At 69.5% G+C, this 21,176-nt stretch carries 20 protein-coding genes; 9 read left to right on the top strand and 11 right to left on the bottom strand.

What is annotated here, in order from left to right:
* Positions 1–184: 184 nt before the first annotated feature.
* Genes ED92_RS29090 through ED92_RS29075 form a run of 4 tightly spaced genes read left to right on the top strand, consistent with a single transcriptional unit; the run spans position 185 to position 3,417 of the window.
* The gene (locus ED92_RS29090) at positions 185–973 is read left to right on the top strand and encodes a GntR family transcriptional regulator (RefSeq protein ID WP_037344522.1); all 789 of its coding nucleotides are present in this window, start codon (positions 185–187) and stop codon (positions 971–973) included.
* Positions 970–2,226 (top strand): PTS transporter subunit EIIC, encoded by a 1,257-nt coding sequence (locus tag ED92_RS29085; protein ID WP_037343920.1) that lies wholly within the window; start codon positions 970–972, stop codon positions 2,224–2,226. Before ED92_RS29090 ends, ED92_RS29085 begins: the two co-directional genes overlap by 4 nt.
* A gap of 40 nt (positions 2,227–2,266) precedes the next feature.
* Positions 2,267–2,533, top strand: coding sequence for an HPr family phosphocarrier protein (locus ED92_RS29080; RefSeq protein ID WP_007031200.1), 267 nt, complete (start codon positions 2,267–2,269; stop codon positions 2,531–2,533).
* 59 nt (positions 2,534–2,592) lie between these two features.
* Positions 2,593–3,417, top strand: a complete 825-nt coding sequence (locus ED92_RS29075) for a serine hydrolase (protein WP_037343919.1) — start codon at positions 2,593–2,595, stop codon at positions 3,415–3,417.
* Here the strand turns inward: ED92_RS29075 and ED92_RS29070 are convergent.
* Positions 3,407–4,348, bottom strand: a complete 942-nt coding sequence (locus ED92_RS29070; RefSeq protein WP_037343917.1) for a D-2-hydroxyacid dehydrogenase family protein — start codon at positions 4,346–4,348, stop codon at positions 3,407–3,409. The genes ED92_RS29075 and ED92_RS29070 overlap by 11 nt on opposite strands.
* A 48-nt stretch (positions 4,349–4,396) precedes the next feature.
* On the opposite strand from ED92_RS29070, the gene ED92_RS29065 reads away from it, so the two are divergent.
* Both ED92_RS29065 and ED92_RS29060 read left to right on the top strand, forming a co-directional pair.
* The gene (locus tag ED92_RS29065; RefSeq protein WP_037343915.1) at positions 4,397–4,732 is read left to right on the top strand and encodes an NIPSNAP family protein; all 336 of its coding nucleotides are present in this window, start codon (positions 4,397–4,399) and stop codon (positions 4,730–4,732) included.
* A gap of 12 nt (positions 4,733–4,744) precedes the next feature.
* The gene (locus tag ED92_RS29060; protein WP_037343913.1) at positions 4,745–5,374 is read left to right on the top strand and encodes a maleylpyruvate isomerase family mycothiol-dependent enzyme; all 630 of its coding nucleotides are present in this window, start codon (positions 4,745–4,747) and stop codon (positions 5,372–5,374) included.
* Between the two features lie 3 nt (positions 5,375–5,377).
* On the opposite strand, the gene ED92_RS29055 is transcribed toward ED92_RS29060, so the two are convergent.
* On the bottom strand, positions 5,378–6,577 hold the full coding sequence (locus tag ED92_RS29055; RefSeq protein ID WP_037343910.1) for an endonuclease/exonuclease/phosphatase family protein: 1,200 nt from the start codon (positions 6,575–6,577) through the stop codon (positions 5,378–5,380).
* A gap of 140 nt (positions 6,578–6,717) precedes the next feature.
* On the opposite strand from ED92_RS29055, the gene ED92_RS29050 reads away from it, so the two are divergent.
* Together ED92_RS29050 and ED92_RS29045 are read left to right on the top strand one after the other, a co-directional pair.
* Positions 6,718–7,140: a hypothetical protein gene (locus ED92_RS29050; RefSeq protein WP_037343907.1), complete on the top strand. Its 423-nt coding sequence runs from the start codon at positions 6,718–6,720 to the stop codon at positions 7,138–7,140.
* A gap of 17 nt (positions 7,141–7,157) precedes the next feature.
* On the top strand, positions 7,158–7,826 hold the full coding sequence (locus tag ED92_RS29045) for a TetR/AcrR family transcriptional regulator (RefSeq protein WP_037344521.1): 669 nt from the start codon (positions 7,158–7,160) through the stop codon (positions 7,824–7,826).
* Positions 7,827–7,892: 66 nt separating this feature from the next.
* Here ED92_RS29045 and ED92_RS29040 read toward each other — a convergent pair whose 3' ends face one another.
* The 9 genes from ED92_RS29040 to ED92_RS41460 form a co-directional block, all read right to left on the bottom strand.
* Positions 7,893–9,146, bottom strand: a complete 1,254-nt coding sequence (locus ED92_RS29040) for a GrpB family protein (protein WP_037343904.1) — start codon at positions 9,144–9,146, stop codon at positions 7,893–7,895.
* Between the two features lie 453 nt (positions 9,147–9,599).
* Positions 9,600–10,430, bottom strand: a complete 831-nt coding sequence (locus ED92_RS29035; protein ID WP_037344520.1) for a shikimate dehydrogenase — start codon at positions 10,428–10,430, stop codon at positions 9,600–9,602.
* 13 nt (positions 10,431–10,443) lie between these two features.
* Complete coding sequence (gene mltG / locus ED92_RS29030; RefSeq protein WP_037343901.1) at positions 10,444–11,889, bottom strand: endolytic transglycosylase MltG; 1,446 nt, start codon at positions 11,887–11,889, stop codon at positions 10,444–10,446.
* Positions 11,890–12,236: 347 nt separating this feature from the next.
* A complete protein-coding gene (ruvX, locus tag ED92_RS29025; protein WP_016333065.1) occupies positions 12,237–12,665 on the bottom strand; it encodes a Holliday junction resolvase RuvX in 429 nt (142 codons plus the stop codon).
* 67 nt (positions 12,666–12,732) lie between these two features.
* Positions 12,733–15,396 (bottom strand): alanine--tRNA ligase, encoded by a 2,664-nt coding sequence (gene alaS, locus ED92_RS29020; RefSeq protein WP_037343896.1) that lies wholly within the window; start codon positions 15,394–15,396, stop codon positions 12,733–12,735.
* Positions 15,397–15,496: 100 nt separating this feature from the next.
* Entirely contained in the window at positions 15,497–15,805 is a 309-nt protein-coding gene (locus ED92_RS29015; protein ID WP_037343894.1) for a hypothetical protein, read from the bottom strand.
* The gene (locus tag ED92_RS29010; RefSeq protein WP_037343892.1) at positions 15,802–16,200 is read right to left on the bottom strand and encodes a DUF948 domain-containing protein; all 399 of its coding nucleotides are present in this window, start codon (positions 16,198–16,200) and stop codon (positions 15,802–15,804) included. The genes ED92_RS29015 and ED92_RS29010 overlap by 4 nt, the downstream gene beginning before the upstream one ends.
* Before the next feature lie 84 nt (positions 16,201–16,284).
* On the bottom strand, positions 16,285–18,384 hold the full coding sequence (locus tag ED92_RS29005; protein ID WP_235213383.1) for a bifunctional polysaccharide deacetylase/glycosyltransferase family 2 protein: 2,100 nt from the start codon (positions 18,382–18,384) through the stop codon (positions 16,285–16,287).
* A 34-nt stretch (positions 18,385–18,418) separates the two neighbouring features.
* Positions 18,419–18,907, bottom strand: a complete 489-nt coding sequence (locus tag ED92_RS41460) for a hypothetical protein (RefSeq protein WP_235213382.1) — start codon at positions 18,905–18,907, stop codon at positions 18,419–18,421.
* 154 nt (positions 18,908–19,061) lie between these two features.
* Between ED92_RS41460 and ED92_RS28995 the strand changes: the two genes are divergently transcribed.
* On the top strand, positions 19,062–21,140 hold the full coding sequence (locus tag ED92_RS28995; RefSeq protein ID WP_037344518.1) for a phosphocholine-specific phospholipase C: 2,079 nt from the start codon (positions 19,062–19,064) through the stop codon (positions 21,138–21,140).
* The last annotated feature ends 36 nt before the right edge of the window (positions 21,141–21,176 follow it).

The following is a 21,176-nucleotide window of genomic DNA, read 5'->3' as shown; positions in this document are numbered from 1 at the left end:
ACGCCGTTCGCCGACTCGCACCCGATCCCTGGCCACGAACGCGTAACGGTGGTTGACACCCGCTCGTGCGACGGAGCATCCTGCCCCATCGGATCATTGGTCTAGACCGGAACGTACCAATCTTCCGGACCAGATGCGAGTACGGGTTCCCCGAACAGACCGGCCCGAAAGGACGGTGACCGTCATGAGCGCTTCGGCGCAGCTGCCGCCGTCCGACCGTGTGATCAACGGACCGACGCCCAAGCACGCCCAGCTGCGGGAGATTCTGCGCCGCACGGTGGAGCGTGAGCTACCCCCCGGCTCGCCGATCCCCTCGGAACGTGACCTCGCCGAGACCTACCAGGTGTCGAGGCTCACGGTCCGCTCGGCGATCGGCAAGCTGGTCGAAGAAGGGCTCTTGTCGCGGGTGCGCGGCAAGGGGACGTTCACCGCCGCGAGGCGGATGGAACTGCAGCTCTACCTGATGTCCTTCACCGAGGACATGCGCCGTCGCGGGATGACGCCGACCACGGAGGTCGTCAAGACCGCCACCGAGGTCCCGCCCGCCCCCTCGGCGCACGCCCTCGGCCTGGCCGCCGGGACCCCGGCGCACCACCTGGTCCGGCTCCGCCGTGCCGACGGGGTGCCGCTGGCGGTCGAACGCGGCTGGTATCACGCGGGCCGGATGCCCGGTCTGCTCGACCTCGATCTCACCCGATCGTTGTACGTCCAACTCGCCCAGTCGTACGACCTGCGCCCGGATCACGCGTGGCAGACGGTCTGGGCCGAATCCGCGGACCGCGAAACGGCACGCCTGCTCGGCATGCGCGCCGGCAGTCCGCTTCTTGTCTTCCGCCGGGTCTCCAGCGTCAACGGGGAACCGATCGAAGACATGACTTCCTGGTACCGGGGCGATCACTACCAGGTCACCATGCAGCTGGACCGGAACACCCCGGATTCCGGTCACCATCCTCACTACGGAGGTACCCGATGAGCTCCACCACCGCGGAGGGGGCGAAGGGCAAAGGCAAGGGACTGGCCGGGCTTCAGCGCTTCGGCCGTAGCCTCATGCTCCCCATCGCCGCCCTGCCCGCCGCCGCGCTCCTCAACAGGTTCGGCCAACCCGACCTGCTCGGCAAGGACGGCCTCGGCTGGGACAAGGTCGCCGAAGTGCTCGGCGCGGCGGGCAACTCGCTGTTCAGCTGGCTGCCGCTCCTGTTCGCGGTGGGTATCGCCGTCGGCTTCGCCCGGAAGAGCGACGGCGCGACCGGGCTGGCCGCCGTGGTCGGCTTCTTCGTGTTCACCAGCGTCCTCCAGGTCTTCGCGCCGTTCTCCGAGCTGCCCGGCTGGAACCCCGAGAAGCCCGCGGGCCTGATGCTCAACCCGATGAAGTGGCCCTACAGCGTGCTGGCCGGTGTGATCGTCGGCCTGGTCACCGCCCTGCTGTGGCAGAAGTTCTACCGCATCAAGCTGCCGCCGTACCTGGCCTTCTTCGGCGGCCGCCGGTTCGTGCCGATCATCACCGCGGTGACCCTGATGGTCCTCGCGGTGCCGCTGGGCCTGGTCTTCCACTGGGTCAACGACGGCATCCAGGCCGCGGGTGAAGCGGTCACCGGCGCCCCGGTGGTCGGTGGCGGTATCTACGGTGTGCTCAACCGCCTGCTGATCCCGGTCGGTCTGCACCAGCTGCTGAACGTGCCGGTGTGGTTCATCTTCGACGGCGGTGACCTCACGAAGTTCTTCGAGGGCGACCCGACCCGCGGCACCTTCATGACCGGGTTCTTCCCGATCTTCATGTTCGCCATCCCCGCCGCGGCGCTGGCGATCTGGCAGAGCGCCAAGCCCAGCCAGAAGAAGATCGTCGGCGGTGTGATGATCGCCGGTGCGCTGACCTCGTTCCTGACCGGTATCACCGAGCCGATCGAGTTCTCGTTCATGTTCGTCGCGTGGCCGCTGTACCTGATCCACGCGGTCCTGACCGGTACGTCGCTGGCACTGGTGAACGCGCTCGACATCCACCTCGGCTTCGGTTTCTCGGCCGGTGCGATCGACTTCGCGCTCAACAGCGGTCTCCCGGCGGCGAGCGGCAACGTCTGGCTGCTCATCCCGATCGGTCTCGCCTACGCGGTCGTCTACTACGTGATCTTCCGGTTCGTGATCAAGAAGTGGAACCTGCGGACCCCCGGCCGCGAGGACGACGCCATCGAGGCGGATCTCGAAGCCACCGCGGCGAAGCCCGTCAAGTAGTTTTAGCTCAGCAGAACCAAAGGCACGAAAGGGAAAGAACATGCCGGAGAAACGCGTCACCGTGGCCAGCAAGGTGGGCCTGCACGCCAGGCCCGCGGCGACGGTCGCCAAGGCGGCCGCGGCGCAGCCCGTCGCGGTGCACATCGCCAAGGCGGGCGGTGACCCGGTCGCGGCCGGCAGCGTGCTGAACCTGATGACGCTCGCCGCCGGTTACGGCGACGAGGTCATCATCAGTGCCGAGGGTGAGGGGGCCGAGGCGGCCGTCGACGCCATCGCCGAGCTGGTGGCGACCGACCTCGACGCCTGATCCCGCTCCCTGCGAAGCCCGGGCCGCCCCGACCGGCCCGGGCTTCGTAGGGTGTTGGCATGGAAAGCGTGCGCAGGATCGAACAGTGGCCGGTGGACAACGCCGCCACGGCCGTGGTGACCGCCGCCGGTGACGTGCTGGGCACGCACGGCGACCCGACGAAGGTGTACCGGCTGGCGTCGGTGACCAAACCGCTCACGGCCTACGCCGCGCTGATCGCCATCGAAGAGGGCGTCGTCGAACTCGACACCCCCGCCGGGCCGGAGGGCTCCACGATCCGGCATCTGCTCGCGCACACCTCGGGCCTGGCCTTCAACGAGCACAAGGCGATGGCCGCGCCCGGCAACCGGCGCCTGTACTCCAACGCCGGCTTCGAACAGCTCGCCGACGCGCTCACCGAGCATTCCGGCATCCCCTTCGCCGACTATCAGGCGGAGGCGCTCTTCCAGCCGCTGGGCATGAAGGCGACCAAGCTGACCGGCTCCCCCGCTTCGGGCGCGGAGTCCACTGTGGACGACCTGGTCGCGTTCGCCGCCGAACTGCAGGCCCCGAAGCTCATCGCCGCCGAAACGGTGCACGAGGCGACTTCCGTGGTCTTCCCCGGCCTTTCCGGTGTCCTGCCCGGTTTCGGCCACCAGAAGCCGAACGACTGGGGCCTCGGCTTCGAGATCCGCGACCACAAGAGTCCACATTGGACCGGCGCGTCGAGCTCGCCGCGGACCTTCGGCCACTTCGGGCAGTCCGGCACCTTCCTCTGGGTCGACCCCGACGCCGGTGCTGCCTGCGTCGCCCTCACCGACCGCGCCTTCGGCCCGTGGGCGGCCGAGGTCTGGCCGCCCTACACCGACGCCGTACTGGCGGAGCTGCGCGGCTCTACTCCATGACACGGATCGGCGAACCCGCCTGGAAGGCCGCGATGTCCTCGACCGCGTCGCGGTAGAAGATCTCGTAGGCCTCCCGGGTGACGTAGCCGATGTGCGGGGTGAGCACGACGTTGTCCAGCGTCCGCAGCGGATGCTCCGACGGCAACGGCTCCACGTCGTAGACGTCCAGTGCGGCGACCGCGATCTCCTTGCGGCGCAAGGCGTCCACCAGTGCGGCCTCGTCCACGATCGGTCCGCGCGAGGTGTTGACCAGCATCGCCGTCGGCTTCATCGCGGCGAGTTCGGCCGCGCCGACCAGCCCGCGGCTGCGGCCGCTGAGCACCAGATGGACCGACAGGACGTCCGCGCGGGCGAACAGTTCGTCCTTCGACACCGCGGTCACCCCGTGCGGGTCGGCCTTCTCCTGGGTGAGGTTCTGGCTCCACGCGATGGTCTCCATGCCGAACGCCTGGCCGATCTTGGCCGCGCCGGCGCCGAGCCTGCCGAGCCCGAGCAGCCCGAGCGTCTTGCCGGACAGGATCGTGCCGACCGTGGTCTGCCAGCCGCCCTCACGCATGTTCCGCGACTCCACCGGCACGTTCCGCGCGGCGGCGAGGATCAGCGCCCAGGTGTGCTCCGCCGCGGGGGCCGCGATGTACCCGGTGGACGAGACGACCACGCCGTTGCGCCGGGCGGCGGCCACGTCGATCGCGGCGTTGCGGTGGCCGGTGCTCACCAGCAGCCTGAGCGCGGGCAGCCGGTCGAGGACTTCGACGGGGAAGCGGGTGCGTTCGCGCATCGCCACCACGACCTCGAAGTCACGCAGACGGCCCACCACGTCGGCGGGATCCGCGAACGGCTTCGTGAACACCTCGATCTCGGCGCCGAGGGAGTCCCAGTCCCCGAAACCGAGCGCCACTTCCTGGTAGTCGTCGAGAATCGCGATCTTCATGCTCCCCAGGCTAGAGTCGGCGCCGAAACCATGCCTGGGGAGGCCACCATGATCCTGGAAGTCCGCACCTACCGGCTGCAGCCCGGGACGAGCGAGGAATTCCTCCGCGTGATGCGCGAAGAGTCCGTGCCCCTGCTGGAGCGCGCGGGGCTGCGGGTCGTCGACTTCGGACGATCGCTGGTCGCCGAGGACGGACACGAAGAGGCCTACCTGATCCGCGCATTCGGCTCTCTCGAAGAACACGAACGGCAGGAACGCGAGTTCTATGGCAGTGAGGCCTGGCTGACGGGCCCGCGCGAGGCGATCGTCTCGCGGATCGAGAGCTACCACACGATCGTCATGGAGACCTCCGAAGAGGCGGTCAAGGCGCTCGGACAACGGTGACCGGAGGAACGGATGCACGAGGGCGGGATCCTGGCCTGGACCGAAGCGGAGCGGCTGAGCTTCGCCGATCTGCTGGAGGGGCTCGACGACGAGGACTGGTCCGCGAAGACGTTGTGTCCGGAGTGGACGGTCCACGCGATGGCGGGCCACCTGGCGCAGACGACGAGGAACCGGCTCAAGGACACCCTCGCCGGCATCGTGAAGGCCAAGGGGAACTGGGACCGGATGAACACCGGCCAGGCCATCGCCTACGCCGCCCGGTTCTCCCCCGCCGAACTCGTCGCCCAGATCCGCGAGGACGCCGGATCGGCCCGCCGCTCGCCCGGCGCCAAACCGATCGACCCGCTCGCCGACGTGCTCATCCACGGCCAGGACGTCGCCCGGCCGCTCGGTATCGCGCGGCCGATGCCGGAGAAGCCCGCCATCGCGGCGCTGGAGCACCTGCTCGTCAGCCCGTTCTGGGGTGCGAAGAAACGCTGCAAGGGTCTCCGGCTGATCGCCACGGACGCCGACTGGACCGGCGGAACGGGCCCCGAGGAAGTCCGGGGCCCGCTCGTCGACCTGCTCCTGTCCGTGAGCGGCCGGAGCACCGGGCTGGCCACCTTGACCGGCCCGGGCGCGGCGCTGCTCGGCGCCCGCTGAGCCCTACCGGCGCGGGACGAACACGTCGACGCGCACCAGGTGGTGGTCCGAGGCGTCGTTGAGCCGGGCCAGCGGTGACTCGGGCAGCGGCCAGAAGACCTCGGCACGCCAAGGGAACAGGCCCTTCGACGGCAGGACGTAGTCGATCCGCAGGTTCCCCGGCGCCTTGTCGTTGAAGTCGCCGGTGTCGAAGTACGGGTCGCCCTTCTGGCCGATGTTGGCGCCCGCCTGGTCCTGAGCCGCCCGTACGCCGCCTTCGCTCCCCGGCCGGGTCTCGATGACGCGCGGCGCGTTCAGCAGGCGTGAGATGGCGCCTGGGACGCTGTCGCCGTCGAGCGGGTCGGAGTTGTGGTCGCCGGCGATCACGAACTTCTCGTGCGCGCCCAGCCCGCCGCGGCGGCCGCGATCGTCGTGGATGTAGCGGCCCTTGCCCGGGGTCACGTAGTCCGCCCAGAAGCGGATCTCGTCGTTGTTGCGGGTGCCGTTGCGGTCTTCGGGACCGTCGAAGGTGGGCGGCGTCGGATGCGCGGCCAGGAAGTGCACGGTCGAACGGCCGACCCGGATCGGAACGTCCCAATGGGACTTCGACGACAGGCGCAGCACGTCGAGCGCCTGCGGCGAGTACCAGTCGTTCGGCGCGGGCGTGGCCGGGTCGTCGGGCAGCAGCGCGCCCGGCATGTCCTTCCAGAGGAACTTCTGGAACGTCCGCACGCTGTGAGTGTCGATCGGGTACTTCGACAGCACGAGCATGCCGTACTGGCCCTCGAAGAGACCGAAGCCGTGCGCGTCGTTGCCGCCGCCGACCTTGCCGTCGCGGTCGAGGTCGAAGCCGGTCGCGACGCCGGTGTTCGAGGGCGCGGTGAAGGCGTACGGGTAGTCGATCGGGGCGGCGCCGTTCTGGCCGCGCATCAGATAGTTCTCGCGGAACAGGTCCGCGGCGCGGTTGCCGGGCACGTAGTCGAATTCGTTGATCAGCAGCACGTCGGGCCGGTTGCGCTGGATCACCTCGGCGACCTCGTTCGCCTGCGCGTTGCCCGGCTGCGACAGGTCGGTCACGAGCTGACCGGCGGCCCCGCGGTTGAGCGAAGCGTTGTACGTCGCGAAGCGGACGTTCTGCCCGGCGGCGGCTTGCGCCGGTGTGGCGGCCAGCAGCGTCCCGGCGAGCAAGGCGCCCGAGGTGAGCACGGCGGCGATGCGTTTCACGTTCCTTACCTCCCAGAGTTCGAGGCGACCTTACGCATCCGTCGTGACCGGTGGGGTGAGGTTCAGGTGAACAGCGTCTCTTGAACACGTTCAAAATCTGGGCTACGGTTCTTCTTGAACACGTTCAAAAGGAGGTCCCCATGCAACCCGTAGTCATGGCCTACGCGCTCTACCTGGTCATCACCGTGCCGTTGACCGTGCTGGTCGCGCGCACGCTGAGCAGGCACGGCAAGACGTTCCTGGAAGACGTCTTCCAGGACAAACAAGCGCTGGCGCATTCGGTGAACCAGCTGCTCGTCGTCGGGTTCTACCTGGTCAGCCTGGGTTTCGTGACCCTGTTCCTGACCAGCGACGACACCGTCCTCGACGCGCGCGACGTCTTCGAGATGCTGTCGGTCAAGGTCGGCACCGTGGCGCTCGTGCTCGGCGTGATGCACGTCGGGAACGTGCTGGTGTTCAACGGGATCCGGCGCAAGCACCTCAGCTACGCGACCGAACGGCCCGCGCCGGTGCCGCCGCCCTACCCCGGCTACCCGGCGCCCGCTCCGCACCCGGCGCCCTGACCGGATAACGTGCAGTGGTGGCGAAGAGTGAGGAAACCAGGTCACTGATCGTGGCGACCGCGTTGCGGCTGTTCGCGGAGAACGGCTACGACCGCACGACCATGCGGGCCATCGCCGCCGAAGCGGGCGTGTCGGTCGGGAACGCCTACTACTACTTCGCCTCGAAAGACCAGCTGATCCAGGGTTTCTACGACGAGATCGCCAAGGCGCACCTGACGGCCGCGCGCCAGGCGATCGAAGGTGAGCGGGACTTCAGCGCCCGGCTCAAGACGGTCCTGCTCACCTGGCTCGACGTCGCCGAGCCGTACCACCGCTTCGGCACCCAGTTCTTCGTCAACGCCGCCGACCCGGACTCGCCGCTGAGCCCGTTCAGCGAGGAGTCTTCGCCGGCGCGGGACGCCTCCGTCGGCCTGATGCGCGACGTCATCGCCGACTCCGACGTCAAACTCGACCCGGATCTGCGCGACGACCTGCCCGATCTGCTGTGGCTGTACCAGATGGGGGTCGTGCTGTTCTGGGTCCACGACCGGTCCGCCGGGCAGAAGCGCAGCCGGATCCTGGTGGAACGGACGGTGCCGCTGATCGCGCGGCTGGTGGGGCTTTCGCGGTTGCGGGTGCTGCGGCCGGTCAGCCGGGAGATCGTTTCGCTGATCCGGGACCTGTCGAAGCGGGACGACGTCGCCTGACACGCATTTAGTCCTCTGAATGCGATAGGGGAAAACCGCATCCAGAGGACTAAACGCGGCGTGGGGTCAGGACTCCCGGACGGTCCGGAAGTACAGGAACCGAGGTTCGGTCCGCAGTTTCGCGTACCACCGCGGATCCGATTCGGCGATCGCCTCGTCCGGCATCGGCTCGACCAGCCTGTCGACGGCGAACCCGGCGTCCCGCACCGCGCCGAACGTCCAGCTCAACGGCCGCCGGTAGAAACGGACCGGCTGCCCCGGCGGGAACTCGTCCTCCAGGAGTTCGAGCTGGAAGTAGTTCCGCTTTTCGAACCACCGCCAGTCCTCGCCCGGATGATGCACCGAGAACACCAGGAGCCCACCCGGTTTGAGCACCCGCCGGAACTCCGCCAGCGCCGGCGCCCACTCCTTCAGGTAGTGCAGCACCAGCGACGCCGTGATGACGTCGATCGAAGCGTCCTCCACGAAAGGCATCGGCCGCGACACGTCCGCCGTCTCGAATTTCGCGACGTGCCCGAACTTCTCCCTGGCGACGGCGACCATGCCCGAGCTGGCGTCGACACCGAGGACGTCCGCGCCCTTCTCCGCGAGCAGGGCGCTCAGGTGTCCCGCCGCGCTGCCGACGTCCAGCACCCGTTTGCCCGCCACGTCCCCGGCCAGCTCCACGATGGCGGGACGGTCGTAGTGGGCGTTGGTGCTGCTGGTCTCGGCGTGCGCCGCGTAGAGCCGCGCGAACCCGTCGTACTGGGCCGCGCGCGCCCGCTCGATGATCTCGTCGACCACGTCGTTCTTGGCGTCGGCGTAGTGCTGGATGTACTTCCAGGTGCGCGACGCCAGTTCGCGTTTCTTGGCCTCGTAGAGCTTCCGCTCGTCCTCGTGCGCGATGAGACGGTCTCGGAAGAGACGGTAGCGCTCGGTCTGGCCGTTGTCCGGCGAGTAGACGTGCAGGTTGATGTTCGTGTCCGGACCTTTGAAGCAGCGATGCTTCTCCCAGTCCGGCTCGCGGATGACGAGTTTGTAGCCCTCGGCCTCCAGCTGCGGCACGTAGGTTTCCTCGTCGTCCGAATCCGCGACGATCAGCATGATGTCGATGATCGGTTTCGCGCACAGTCCCGGCACCGACGTGGAGCCGACATGCTCCAGGACCAGCGCGCGTTCCCCCAGGATCCCCCTGATGCGCTTGGCTTCCCGGTCGAACAGCTCAGGCCACTCCGGGTCGTACTCGGCCAGGGTGACGGTGGAATTCATGACCGGAGCCTCGTCGACCCAGGAGTTGTTGATGTCTTCTTCGGTGTAGTGGTCTCGATCGGGTTTAGGCATCGACCCCTTGTTCCTTCCTCAGCACTCCTCGCGAGTTCTGCGCGCGACGCGATCACGTCGCCAGGGCGCGAGTAGGAACAAGACGTCCCGTCCCCCATCAAGAGCGCCCTGCCGCCGAGATCGCGGGGCCGTTCGGCCAGAGGCGCGCGCGGTGGTCACCTGGTTGCCGCGACGCCCCTCTCGAGGCAGTCGGCCAGATTATCGAACTCAGGCGATCTTGTCAGGCGCTTTCACCGAAGAAGGTTCCCGCTCACCGGTCCGTGAAGGAGGATCGGCGTTTGTTTGTGCGTGGCGATTCGGGCTAGGGCCAACGGCTTCCTAGGCACCTACTGGGTTACTGGGTGCGGCTTGATCGCATGCCAAGTCCGTGAAGGCCTCCTTGCCTACCCTGAAGGTAGTGAAGGAGGCCTTCACTACCCGCCGAGCCGTGTGACCTGGCCTCCCGTGGTCCGCTCAGCCGATCGGCAGGGAAAGGATCCCGCCGGTCGCCTCACGCAGCGCGTCCCGCATCTCCGCCCGCGGCGCCGGCCGCCCGGTGAAGTACTCGGACTGCCCGAAAGCCTGATGCAGCAACATGTCCAGCCCGGTCGCGAGCCGCCCGCCCCGCTCGGCGACGGCTTCGGCGAGCGCGGTCGGCCACGGGTGGTAGATGACGTCGAGGACGCATCCGATCCCGGACAGCTCCGCGAGATGCGGCCGCACGGCGTCCGGGGGCACGGTGTTCACCAGCACCGCCGAATCGGCCGCGAGCTTCCCGAAGTCGGCTTCGGCCCAGCGCAGGACCTCGACGTCGAGCCCGGCCCGCTGGGCCGCCTCGACCGTTTCCGCCGCCCGTGCCGGATCCCGCACGACGAGCCGGACCGTCCGCACGCCGAGCGAGGCCAGCCCGACGACGGCCGCGGCGGCCGTCCCGCCCGCACCGAGGACGACCGCGGCGTCGTCCGGGCCGGGCGTGTACTCCCCCGCGATCCGCAGCGCCTCGGTGACGCCGTCGACGTCGGTGCAGTCCGCCAGCCAGCCGGATTCCCGGCGCACCAGCGTGTTCGCCGCGCCGACCGCCGCCGCGCGCGGCGTGACCTCGTCGGCGTAGTCCAGCGCGGCCCGTTTCCCGGGCATCGTCACCGAGAGCCCGGTCCACTCCGGACCGAGGCCGTCGACGAACGCGGGCAGCCCGGGACCGTCCATCTCGACCCGCTCGTAGGTCCAGCCGTCCAGGCCCAGCGCGCGGAAGGCCGCGCCGTGCAGGACGGGCGAGAGCGAGTGTTCGACCGGTTTCCCGAGGATCGCGGCCTTGCGGTCAGATGACACCGCGCCTCACCGCGTCGTCCCGGTTCTTCCGGTGGTCCTCGAAGGTCACCGCGAAGCAGGAAAGCCCGTTCTTCTCGCATTTGACGAAGAACAGCCACTCCCCCGCCGTCGGCTTCAGCGCGGCCTGGATCGCTTCCGCGCTCGGGACCGCGATCGGTGTCGGGGTCAGGCCGACCGACTTGTAGGTGTTGTAGGCGCCCGCTTTTTCCCGTTCTTCGGGTTTGGTGAGCAGGGTCGGCCGGTCGAGGACGTAGTTGATCGTCGAGTCCATCTCGAGCCGCATCTTCTCGTCGATCCGGTTGTAGATGACCCGCGAGATCTTCCCGAAGTCGGCCTTCACCGCCTCGCGTTCGATGATCGACGCGATGACGAGCGTCTCGTACGGCGTTTTGCCCTCGCCCTTCGACTGCTCGCTCAGCCCGGCGTTGAGGATGCGCTCCGCCGAAGTCTTCACGGCGTAGGTGAGCAGTTCTTCGGCCGTCCAACCGGGTTTGATGTTGTAGATACCCGGGGCGATCAGCCCTTCGAGGCGCCGGTCCTTGTGCTCGGCGTTCGTCGCGGGCTCGATGGCCCACGCCGGGACGCCCAGTTTCGCCAGATCCGCGGTCTCGATCGTCTTGCGCAGTTCCTCGACCGGCACACAGGTGCTCGTGCCGTTCAGGTCGGCGCAGGAAGCCTTGGACAGCAACGTGTACACCCCGGGCGTCACCTTGCCGTCGGGCTGGGTGATGTCGTGGAACTGGGTGTAGGGCCGGATTTCGACCTGGCCGACCTTCGACGCGGGGGCGATCATCTTTTCGACCGCGCTGGCCCCGGACATCTTCGTCTTCATGACGTAGTAGCCCTGCTGGAGCCGCGAGACGGCGGTGTTGTCCTCGCCCGCCTTCACGAACGCCTTGCCGCTGGCGACCACCCCGGCCGCCTGCAGCCGGTTGCCGATCGCCGACGTCGAGTCGCCCTTCTCCACCTGGACGAGGACGTCGCTTTCGCCGGTGCCCTCGTAATCGTCGTAGCCGAAGATCTCAGTGAAGCCGTAGTAGGCGCCGCCGGCGAGCAGGACGAGCACCGTCAGCGCGGCGATCCAGCCCAGCGCGCGCTTCTTCTTGCGCTTCTTGGGCGGCGGCCCCTGACGTTCCGGGCGCTCGTCCTCGATGCGTTCCGGTTCGGCCCGGTCCTCGTCGTCGTAGTCCTCGTAATCCTCGTAGTCGTCGTACTCGTCATAGTCGTCGTACGCGTCGTCGCCGAAGATCTCGTTGTATTCCTCTTCGCTGCCCTGAGGCGGCGAAGAAGGAGCCGCGCCGGGGCGCCGGGCCAGCGGCGCCTCCTGGATCGCGGGGAGGACGTCGGTCGGCCGCTCGTCCGGGAGCGGGCCGTCGTCCTCGCGGCGCCTGCGGCGGCCGGGACGGGGGGTCTCGTCCTGGGCGTAGGCGGGCATGCCGATACCCCGGTCACCCGGCTGGGGGGACCGCCGCTGCGGCACGGGGGGCGGCGGAGGGACCGCCTGTTCCGGAGCCCGCCTGGCCGGGGCCGGACGCGGTGCCCGGGGCGGCGGCTCGTCGGCGGCGCGCCGGGCCCGCGGTGGTGGCTCTTCCGGTGACCGGCGGGCCCTCGGCGGTTCTTCCGACGGACGCCGTACGGGCGGTTCCTCCCGGATGTGCCGTCGTCCCGTCGGCTGGGGCTCGGGCCGTCGACGTGGCGGGGCCGGTGGCTGGATGGCCTCTTCAGGCTCCCGCAACCGTCGTCTTCCGCCCTGACGGCGTTCGGGCCGGCCGTGGGGCTCGGTCATGTGTCGCCCTTCCGTGCGCGATGTGCCGCTACCGCGTCGATCCACGCCTGCAGGATCTCGACCGCGGCCGCCTGATCGACGACGGCACGTTGCTTACGTCCCTTCACCCCACGCTGCGACAGCATCCTGGATGCCGTCACCGTGGTCAACCGCTCGTCGGCCAGTCGCACCGGTACCGGGGCGATCCTGGCGGCGAGCTTCCCGGCGTAGTCGAGTGCCGCTTCGGCCGCGGGGCCGTGACGGTCCTTGAGCGTCCTCGGCAAGCCGACGACGACTTCGACCACGTCGTGTTCCGTGACGAGTTCGACGAGCTGGTCGACGTCCTTGTCGCCCGCCGCGTCGCGAGTGAGGGTAACGAGCGGGCTCGCGAGGATGGGGTCGGGATCGCTGAGCGCGATCCCGACCCGGACGGATCCGACATCCACCCCGAGCCGCCTGCCGCGCCCCGGATCGGACTCCCCAGGCCGATCCGGGCGGCGCCCAGCGGCGTCGTCAGCCAACTTGGGCGACCGCCGCGCGCAGGGAGGCGATGGCCTGGTCGGCCCCGGCCGGGTTGGTGCCCCCGCCTTGGGCCATGTCCGGCTTGCCGCCGCCACGGCCGCCGATCGCCTCGGCGAACGACGGGACGAGCTTGCCCGCCGCGACGCCCTTCTCCTGCGCCGCCTTCGTGGTGGCGACGACGAAGGCGACCTTCTCGCCCTGCGGGGCGAACAGCGCGACGACGCCGGGCCGGTTGCCGAGCCTGCCGCGGATGTCCGAAGCCAGCGCGCGCAGACCGTTCGAGTCGACGCCTTCGCCGAGCTTCTCCGCGACGACCGCGATCCCGCCGATGTCCTCTGCCTTGTCCGCGAGCGAGCCCGCCGAGCCGAGCACCTGCTGGGTGCGCAGCTGCTCGATCTCCTTCTCGGCGTTCTTGAGCCGGGTGAGCACGTCGTCGATGCGCGACGGCAGCTGCTCCGAGGGCACCTTGAAGGTGTTCGCGAGCTGCGAGACGAGCAGCTGCTCCTTGCGGACGTACTTGAGCGCGTCCGTGCCGACGAGCGCCTCGACGCGGTGCACGCCGGAACCGATGGACGAGTCGCCCACGAGCTTCACCAGGCCGAGCTGGCCGATGCGGTCGACGTGGGTGCCACCGCAGAGTTCACGGGAGTACTCGCCCATGTCGACGACGCGGACGTCGTTGCCGTACTTCTCGCCGAACAGCGCGACCGCGCCCAGTTCGAGGGCCTTGTCCTTCGTGGTGACGAAGGTGTTCACCTCGACGTTGGTCTGGAGGTAGTCGTTGACCTCCTCCTCGACCTCGGTGAGCACGTCGGCCGACACCCCGCCGGAGGTGGTGAAGTCGAAGCGCATCCGGCCCGGCGAGTTCAGCGAACCGGCCTGCGCCGCGCGCTTGCCATACGCGCCGCGCACGGCGGCGTGTACCAGGTGCGTCGCGGAGTGCGACCGCTCGATCGACAGGCGGCGGTGCTGGTCGACCGAACCGGTCAGCGCACTGCCGATGCCGACCTCGCCGTCGAGCACCTCGACCCGGTGCACGAACAGGCCCGGCACGATCTTCTGCACGTCGTGGACCTTGAGCTCGACGCCGTCGCCGAGCAGCACGCCGGTGTCGGCGACCTGGCCACCGCTCTCGGCGTAGAACGGCGTGCGGTCCAGGACCAGCTCCGCCTTCTTGCCCGCGCCGACGCGGGAGACCGGCACGCCGTCTTCCAGCAGCGCGACGACCTTCGCCTCGGCCTGCAGGTCGGTGTAGCCGAGGAATTCGGTCTCGCCGTGCTGCTCCAGCACCTTGCGGTACTCGGACAGGTCGCCGTGACCGGTCTTGCGCGACGCCGCGTCGGCCTTCGCGCGCTGCCGCTGCTCGTTCATGAGCGTGCGGAAGCCCTCTTCGTCGACGGTCAGGCCCTGCTCGGACGCCATCTCCAGGGTCAGGTCGATCGGGAAGCCGTAGGTGTCGTGCAGCTGGAACGCCTTGTCGCCGGCCAGCAGCGAGCCACCGGAGCGCTTGGTCTCCTCGGCCGCGAGGTCGAAGATGCGCGAACCGCTGGTGAGCGTGGAGAGGAAGGCCTCCTCCTCGACGCGAACGACGTCCTCGATGCGGTCGAAACCGGACACCAGCTCGGGGTACGTCGGGCCCATCGTGTCGCGGACGACCGCGGCGAAGGCGGGCAGCACCGGCTCGTGCACGCCCAGCAGGCGCGCGGAGCGGATGATGCGGCGCAGCAGGCGGCGCAGCACGTAGCCGCGGCCGTCGTTGCCCGGGGTGACGCCGTCGCCGATGAGCAGTACACCGGTGCGCGCGTGGTCGGCGATGACGCGGAAACGGACGTCGTCGGTGTGGTCGGAGCCGTAGCGGCGGCCGGAGAACTCCTCGGCGCGGCCGATCACCGGGCGGACGAGGTCGGTCTCGTAGACGTTCTCGACGCCCTGGAGGATCGTCGCCACGCGCTCGACGCCCATACCGGTGTCGATGTTCTTCTTCGGCAGCTCACCGATCGGCTTGTGGCCGTGCTTCGGGCTCTTGTCGCCCCGCACGTCCTGCATGAAGACGAGGTTCCAGATCTCGATGTAGCGGTCCTCGTCGGCGACCGGGCCGCCCTCGCGGCCGTAGTCGGGGCCGCGGTCGTAGTAGATCTCCGAGCACGGGCCGCCGGGACCGGGCACGCCCATGTCCCAGTAGTTGTCCTTGCCGTCACGGGACTGGATGCGCTCGCCGGGCAGGCCGGTGAGCTTCTTCCACAGACCCGCCGCCTCGGCGTCGTCCTCGTAGACGGTCGCCCAGATGCGCGCCGGGTCGAGACCGTAGCCGCCTTCGCTCTGGGGCTTGGTGATCAGCTCCCAGGCCGCCTCGATGGCGCCTTCCTTGAAGTAGTCGCCGAAGGAGAAGTTCCCGGCCATCTGGAAGAAGGTGTTGTGCCGGGTCGTCTTGCCGACCTCGTCGATGTCCGGCGTGCGGACGCATTTCTGGACGCTGGTCGCGCGCGGGTACGGCGGCGGGGCCTCGCCGAGGAAGTACGGCTTGAACTGGACCATGCCTGCGTTGACGAACAGCAGGTTCGGGTCGTCGAGGATCAGCGGCGCGCTCGGGACGCGCGTATGTCCCTTGTTCTCGAAATGGCTCAGAAAACGCTTGGTGATTTCGTGTGTTTCCACGGGATCGTCCTTGTATACGGGCTCGCGCGAAGGCGCTGGGAATGCGGACAGGCGGGAACGGCGAAGGGCTGGGGATCTTCCGGTCGCGGACGCGACCCGATCAGCCCTCCGCCCGGCGAGCTCGCCGGACCGGGCGCCGCGACTGCGCCGCGTGCCTGCCCTCGGTCACGGGGGCCGTGCTCAAGCCGGTCCGTTCGGACACCATGTCGTGCAACTCCTGTTCCCGCTCGCTCATCCCGGCACGGACCTCCGCGCCGAACGAACCGACGGCGCCCGCGAGTTCCCGCACGGCGTCGCCCAGGTTCGAGGCTAACCCCGCGGGCGTGGCCTGGCGAGCGGTTTCCGTCGCTTTGCGTGACAGGGCGACGCCGGCGACCACGCCGACGCCGAGCCAGAACAGGCGCTTCATTTGCGGCCCCGCTTCCTCGCCGGACGGGAGGCTTTCGCTTCCGCCTTCTTCCGGCGGGCCTTGATGGCCTTGCTGAGGCCGTAGGACAGCGCGGCCGTCTTCACCAGCGGACCGCCGAGCGTCGCGGTGAACACCGACGACAGCGCGGACACGTTGCCGGAGACGGCCTGCGCGTTGGCCGTGATGCCGTCGACCCGCTCCAGCTGCGTGTTGACGTGCGTGATCGTCTCGTTCGCGCCGATCAGCAGCGGGTCGGTGTTCTCGTGCGCCTTGCGGATGGCGATCGTGGCCTCGTCCAGGGTCCGGCCGAGCTTGAACAGCACGATCGCCAGCAGCACGACGAGTACGACGAATGCTCCTGCGGCGATCAGCGCGGCGATCTGCCCTGCCGACACGGGCCCTCCTCAAGGGTCTGCGGTCTTGGTGCTCGTGAGGTTACCGCGCAGGCGGCCTTCCGGCGGTGCCACCCCGCCGGACGGTCACTCAGCGTCCACAAGTGACCTCGGTGGAGCGCTCTGGCCGAGGCGATCGAGTTTGTGCCAGGGCAGCCGGGCGCCCGCCAGCGCCGTCATCACCGACTGGATGACCACGAGGTACATCAGCTGGCGGTAGACGAACTGTTGCAGCGGAAGGAAAAGCAGCGGGCGCAGCGATTCCCGGTCGAGCCGGAAGGCGATCACGCCCGGGACGAGTTGCAGCAGCAGGAACACCGACCAGTACAGCAAGGCCGTCTTCCAGTCCCCGGTCAGCACGCCGAAAAGGGCGGCCACGTCGACGAACGGCGCGAGCACGGGTAGCGCCACCTGGAACAGCAGCAGATACGGGATGCCACGGCGGCCGAGCCTGCCCGCCGCGCCCTTGGCGACGACCGCGCCCCGGTGCTTCCAGATCGCCTGCAGCGTGCCGTAGCACCAGCGGTAGCGCTGTTTCCACAGCTGCCCCAGCGTCGCGGGCGCCTCGGTCCAGGCGCGGGCCTCCTGTTCGTAGACCACGCGCCAGCCGTCGCGTTCCAGCGCCATCGTGAGGTCGGTGTCCTCGGCGAGGGTGTCCTCGGGGACGCCGCCGAGCGCGAGCACCGCCGACCGGCGGAAGGCCCCGACCGCGCCGGGCACCGTCGGCATGCACTCGCCGACGTCGTACATCCGCCGGTCGAGGTTGAAGCCGATGACGTATTCGATGTGCTGCCAGCGGCCCAGCAGACCGCCGCGGTTGGCGACCTTGGCGTTGCCGGAGACCGCGCCGACGGAAGGGTCCGCGAACGGCTGGATCACCGCGCCCACGGTGCCGGGTTCGAGCACGGTGTCGCCGTCGACCATGACCACCAGTTCGGTGCGGGCGGCGGCGAGACCGGTGTTGAGCGCGGCCGGTTTGCCCGCGTTTTGTTGCCGGATCAGCGTGACGCGGCGCAGGGCGAGCCGCTCGACGACGTCGGCGGTGCCGTCGGTGGACCCGTCGTCGACCACGATCACCCAGGTCGGATGGTGGTCGGAGGCGAGGATCGAGCGGATGGTCGCCTCGATCCCGGCCTCCTCGTTGTAGGCGGGGACGATCACGGTCACCGGCTCCCGCACCGGCGGGCGCGAGGGCCCGGCCCTGCCCCGTCTGACGTGGATCGCCGTGGTGAGAAGGACCAGGACGGTGCGCAGGAGGGCGAGCACACTCGCCGCGACGAGCAGCCAGCCCAGCGCCGTCGAAAGGGCTTCGCGCGTCTGGACGGCGGCGATCAGGAGCCAGCCGCCGAAGCGGGTGAGCCCGTCCACTCCGGCCGTGGTCCCGGTGAGCCCGGCGGCCCCGCTGACGGTGTCGAACCGCCAGCCCTTGGCCTTGAGCTCGGGGATCACGCGGTCGAGCGCGGCGAGGGTCTCCGAACGGTCGCCGCCCGCGTCGTGCAGGAGGACGACGGCGCCGTCGTCCGTCCGAGGGGTGATCGCGGCGGAGACGGCGTCGACGCCGGGCCGCCGCCAGTCCTGGGAGTCGAGTTCGGACAGCACGACGAGCCTGCCCTCGCCGCCGAGGCGGGTCGCCGCGCGCCAGCCCGCGTCGTCCACCGCGTCGGCGGTCGAGGAATAGGGCGGCCGGACCAGTGAGGTCCCCGTCCCGGCGGCACCGGCGATGGCGAGGTCGGTGGCCCGGAGTTCGATCTGCGCCCGGACGTCGCCCGCCGCGCCGAGGTCGGTGTGGGTGGCGGTGTGGTTCCCGAGTTCGTGACCACGGTGGACGATGTCCGCCGTCAGCCCGGGATGACGCGTCACCTGCCCGCCCGTCACGAAGAACGTGGCGTGGATCCCGTGCCGCGCGAGGACGTCGAGGACCCGCGGCGTCCATTCCGGATCGGGACCGTCGTCGAAGGTGAGCGCCACGGTCTTGGGCTGAAGCCGGGATGTGACGGGCTCGGCCCCGCGCGGGTCGATGATCGGGCCGCCGTCGCGTACCGCGGCCGGGACCTGCGTCGCGGCCACGGTCCTGGGTGTCCCGTCGGCGGCGAATCCGCCGCCGACCAGGGCGGTCAATCCCAGCAGGACGGTGACGGCGAACAGCAGGGTCGCCAGCAGCGCCCAATGCGCCTTGGGCGGCGGCAATCGCCGATGGTGGGACAAGTGGGTTTCCTCGGGGTCAGTGCCCGTTGCCGGGAGGCGCGGTCTTCGTCTGTCCCGGCGGGACGTCGGGCGCGCGGCTGTTGCGGCGGTCGATCCCCGGCGAGGAGGTGCTCGTGAGCCCCGGCGGCGTCGCCCCGGTCGGGGCCGGGTTCACCGGCGGGGTCGGGCCGGCGCTCGTGTCCACCGGCGCGCGCCCGGTGGCGGGCGAATCCGCGGGGGCGGCCCGCGAAGACGTGGGCCTGGGGCCGGACGAAGTCGTCTCGGACGGCGCACCAGTGGTCGCCGAGGGCGCGGGAGGCGGAGCGGGGATCAACGCGGAAGGCAGGGTCGGCGCCCCGAAAAGCGCCGCCGTGAGAAGGATCCCATAACCGACGACGACCGCGCAGGCACCGATCGCGATCCGCCGGACGACGGTGCGGCGGCGGCCGCTGGGGTCGACGAACACCGGTCTGGCGGGGTCTCCCCCACTCTCGTTTTCGTTGTGATGATCAGGAAACACGGCCATCCAGGGGTTCGTACGGGCGGCATACTCTAAACACAGTGGCGGCCAGGGACCAAGCCCGGAACGGCGGATCGACGCGGTGTCACCGCCCGGCTACGACGCCGAGTCGACCTGTTCGGTTCTTGTGACGTTCATGTTCCTGGGACAAGGTTCCGGCATGCCTGAACTGTCACGCCGTACGTTGCTGGGCGCCACCGGCGCCGCGGCCGCCACCACGCTTCTCCCGCCGTCCGTGCACGCCGCCATGGCCGAACCCATGCGGCGGGGCGGACTCGACGCCATCGAGCACGTGATCGTGCTCATGCAGGAGAACCGGTCGTTCGATCACTACTACGGCAGCCTGCGCGGTGTCCGTGGTTTCTCCGACCCGCGCCCGCTCGAACTGCCGTCGGGGAGATCGGTGTTCGAGCAGCCGAATCCCGCCGGTGGCACGGTGCTGCCGTTCTCGGTGCGCAAGGCGGCCGAGCTCGCCGGCCGGAACGCGGACGACATCCAGTACCTCGGCGACCTCGACCACAGCTGGAACGGCAGCGGCAAGGCGTGGGCGCGCGGCTGGAACAACGGCTGGATCGCGGCGAAGACGCCCGCCACCATGACCTACTACGAGCGCCGCGACATCGCGCTGCAGTACGAACTCGCGGACACGTTCACCATCTGCGACGCCTACCACTGCTCGATCTTCGGCTCCACGAACCCGAACCGGAACTTCCTGTGGACCGGCACGACGGGATTCGAACCGGGCAGCACGACGAACCGCGCGGTCACGAACGCGGCGTACTCCTACGACCACAAGGGCTACGACTGGACGACGTACCCGGAGCGTCTCGAAGCGGCCGGGGTGCCGTGGCAGATCTACCAGGAGTGGGACAACTTCACCGACAACGCCGTCGAGTACTTCGTGCCGTTCAAGAAGGTCGGCACGAAGATCCTGGCGTCGGTCGAGGAGAAGTTCCGCACCACCGAGGAGTTCTACGACGCCTTGCCCAAGAAGACCGCCGAGGAGCGCGCGAAACTGCTGGCGCAGTTCGACGCCGGGGTCGCCAAGCTGACGCCCGCCGAGCGGAATCTGTTCGAGAAGGCCATGTACCGCAGCGAGCCGGAGACACTGGTGACCCGGCTCAAGGCGGACATCCAGGCGCGGCGCCTGCCCGCGGTGAGCTGGCTGGTGCCGTCCGCGAAGGACTCCGAACACCCCGGCGCGTCCACTCCGGTCGGCAGCGCGAACCTGATCTACCGCGTGCTCGACGCGCTGGCGTCCGACCGCGAGACATGGTCGAAAACGGTGCTGCTGATCAACTTCGACGAGAACGACGGGTATTTCGACCACGTCCCGCCGCCGATGCCGCCCGGGAACGCGGCGAACGACGCGGACCACTTCAACGGCCAGCCGCTCGGCTTCGGCCCGCGTGTGCCGATGACGGTCGTCTCGCCGTGGTCGATCGGCGGCCACGTCGATTCCACCGTGTACGACCACACCTCGGTGCTGCGGTTCCTCGAGCGCTGGACCGGGATCGCCGAGCCGAACATCAGCAAGTGGCGGCGGACCGTCGCGGGCGACCTCACCGGCGCCTTCGACTTCTCGCGCGCCGGACGTCAGCCGCGGGTGAACCGGCCCGGCCCGGTGCCCGCGCCGATCAGCCGCTGGCGGCCGTCCGCCCCGGCGGAGCAGAGCCTGCCCGTGGCCGAACCCGGCAACCGGCCGTCCCGTCCGCTGCCGTACCAGGTCTCGGTGTCCGGCGCGGTGGACAAGTCGGGGAATCTGGCGCTCTCGCTGGCGAACAGCGGCTCGTCATCGGCGCATTTCGCGCTGTACCCGTACAAGGGCGAGTTCGCCGAGCCCGCGCACCGCGACGTCCGCGGCGAGGCGCCGGAACTCGTGAAGCTGGCCGGTGACGAATACCGCGTCGTCGTCCAGGGACCGAACCGGTCGTGGTGGGAACTGCGCGGGAGCCGGTCCGGCGCCGCCGCCGGCGTCGATGTCCGGACGCGGTTCCTGACGTGGCGTTCGGGCGTCGAGTTCAAGCTGTCCAACTCGGGCACTTCGGCGCTGACGCTGCGGCTGTCGTCCTCGCGCTTCACGCGGGTCGTGCGGGTCGGGGCGGGGCGTTCGGTCACGGTGGACTGGCCGGTTTCCGGCGGCTGGTACGACGTTCGCGTCACGGCGGACGGGGATCCGTCGTTCCTGCGGACGCTGACCGCGCGGGTGGAGAACGGGCGGCCCGGCGTCTCCTGCTGACCGTTCCGTGAAGGCCTCCTTCCCTACTCTCAGGGT

It is taken from the genome of Amycolatopsis sp. MJM2582, assembly GCF_000754115.1.
Taxonomy (GTDB): domain Bacteria; phylum Actinomycetota; class Actinomycetes; order Mycobacteriales; family Pseudonocardiaceae; genus Amycolatopsis; species Amycolatopsis japonica.
The sequence above is the reverse complement of the archived record's forward strand: the minus strand, read 5'-3'. Positions and strand labels throughout refer to the sequence as shown.

Excerpts from the sequence above, each read along its gene's own strand:
- ED92_RS29090 (WP_037344522.1), top strand. The coding sequence starts at position 185 with ATGAGCGCTTCGGCGCAGCTGCCGCCGTCCGACCGTGTGATCAACGGA.
- ED92_RS28995 (WP_037344518.1), top strand. The coding sequence starts at position 19,062 with ATGCCTGAACTGTCACGCCGTACGTTGCTGGGCGCCACCGGCGCCGCG.
- ED92_RS29050 (WP_037343907.1), top strand. The coding sequence starts at position 6,718 with ATGCAACCCGTAGTCATGGCCTACGCGCTCTACCTGGTCATCACCGTG.
- ED92_RS41460 (WP_235213382.1), bottom strand. The coding sequence starts at position 18,907 with ATGGCCGTGTTTCCTGATCATCACAACGAAAACGAGAGTGGGGGAGAC.
- ED92_RS29085 (WP_037343920.1), top strand. The coding sequence starts at position 970 with ATGAGCTCCACCACCGCGGAGGGGGCGAAGGGCAAAGGCAAGGGACTG.
- ED92_RS29060 (WP_037343913.1), top strand. The coding sequence starts at position 4,745 with ATGCACGAGGGCGGGATCCTGGCCTGGACCGAAGCGGAGCGGCTGAGC.
- ED92_RS29080 (WP_007031200.1), top strand. The coding sequence starts at position 2,267 with ATGCCGGAGAAACGCGTCACCGTGGCCAGCAAGGTGGGCCTGCACGCC.
- ED92_RS29065 (WP_037343915.1), top strand. The coding sequence starts at position 4,397 with ATGATCCTGGAAGTCCGCACCTACCGGCTGCAGCCCGGGACGAGCGAG.
- ED92_RS29075 (WP_037343919.1), top strand. The coding sequence starts at position 2,593 with ATGGAAAGCGTGCGCAGGATCGAACAGTGGCCGGTGGACAACGCCGCC.
- ED92_RS29070 (WP_037343917.1), bottom strand. The coding sequence starts at position 4,348 with ATGAAGATCGCGATTCTCGACGACTACCAGGAAGTGGCGCTCGGTTTC.
- mltG (WP_037343901.1), bottom strand. The coding sequence starts at position 11,889 with ATGCCCGCCTACGCCCAGGACGAGACCCCCCGTCCCGGCCGCCGCAGG.
- ED92_RS29040 (WP_037343904.1), bottom strand. The coding sequence starts at position 9,146 with ATGCCTAAACCCGATCGAGACCACTACACCGAAGAAGACATCAACAAC.
- ED92_RS29015 (WP_037343894.1), bottom strand. The coding sequence starts at position 15,805 with ATGAAGCGCCTGTTCTGGCTCGGCGTCGGCGTGGTCGCCGGCGTCGCC.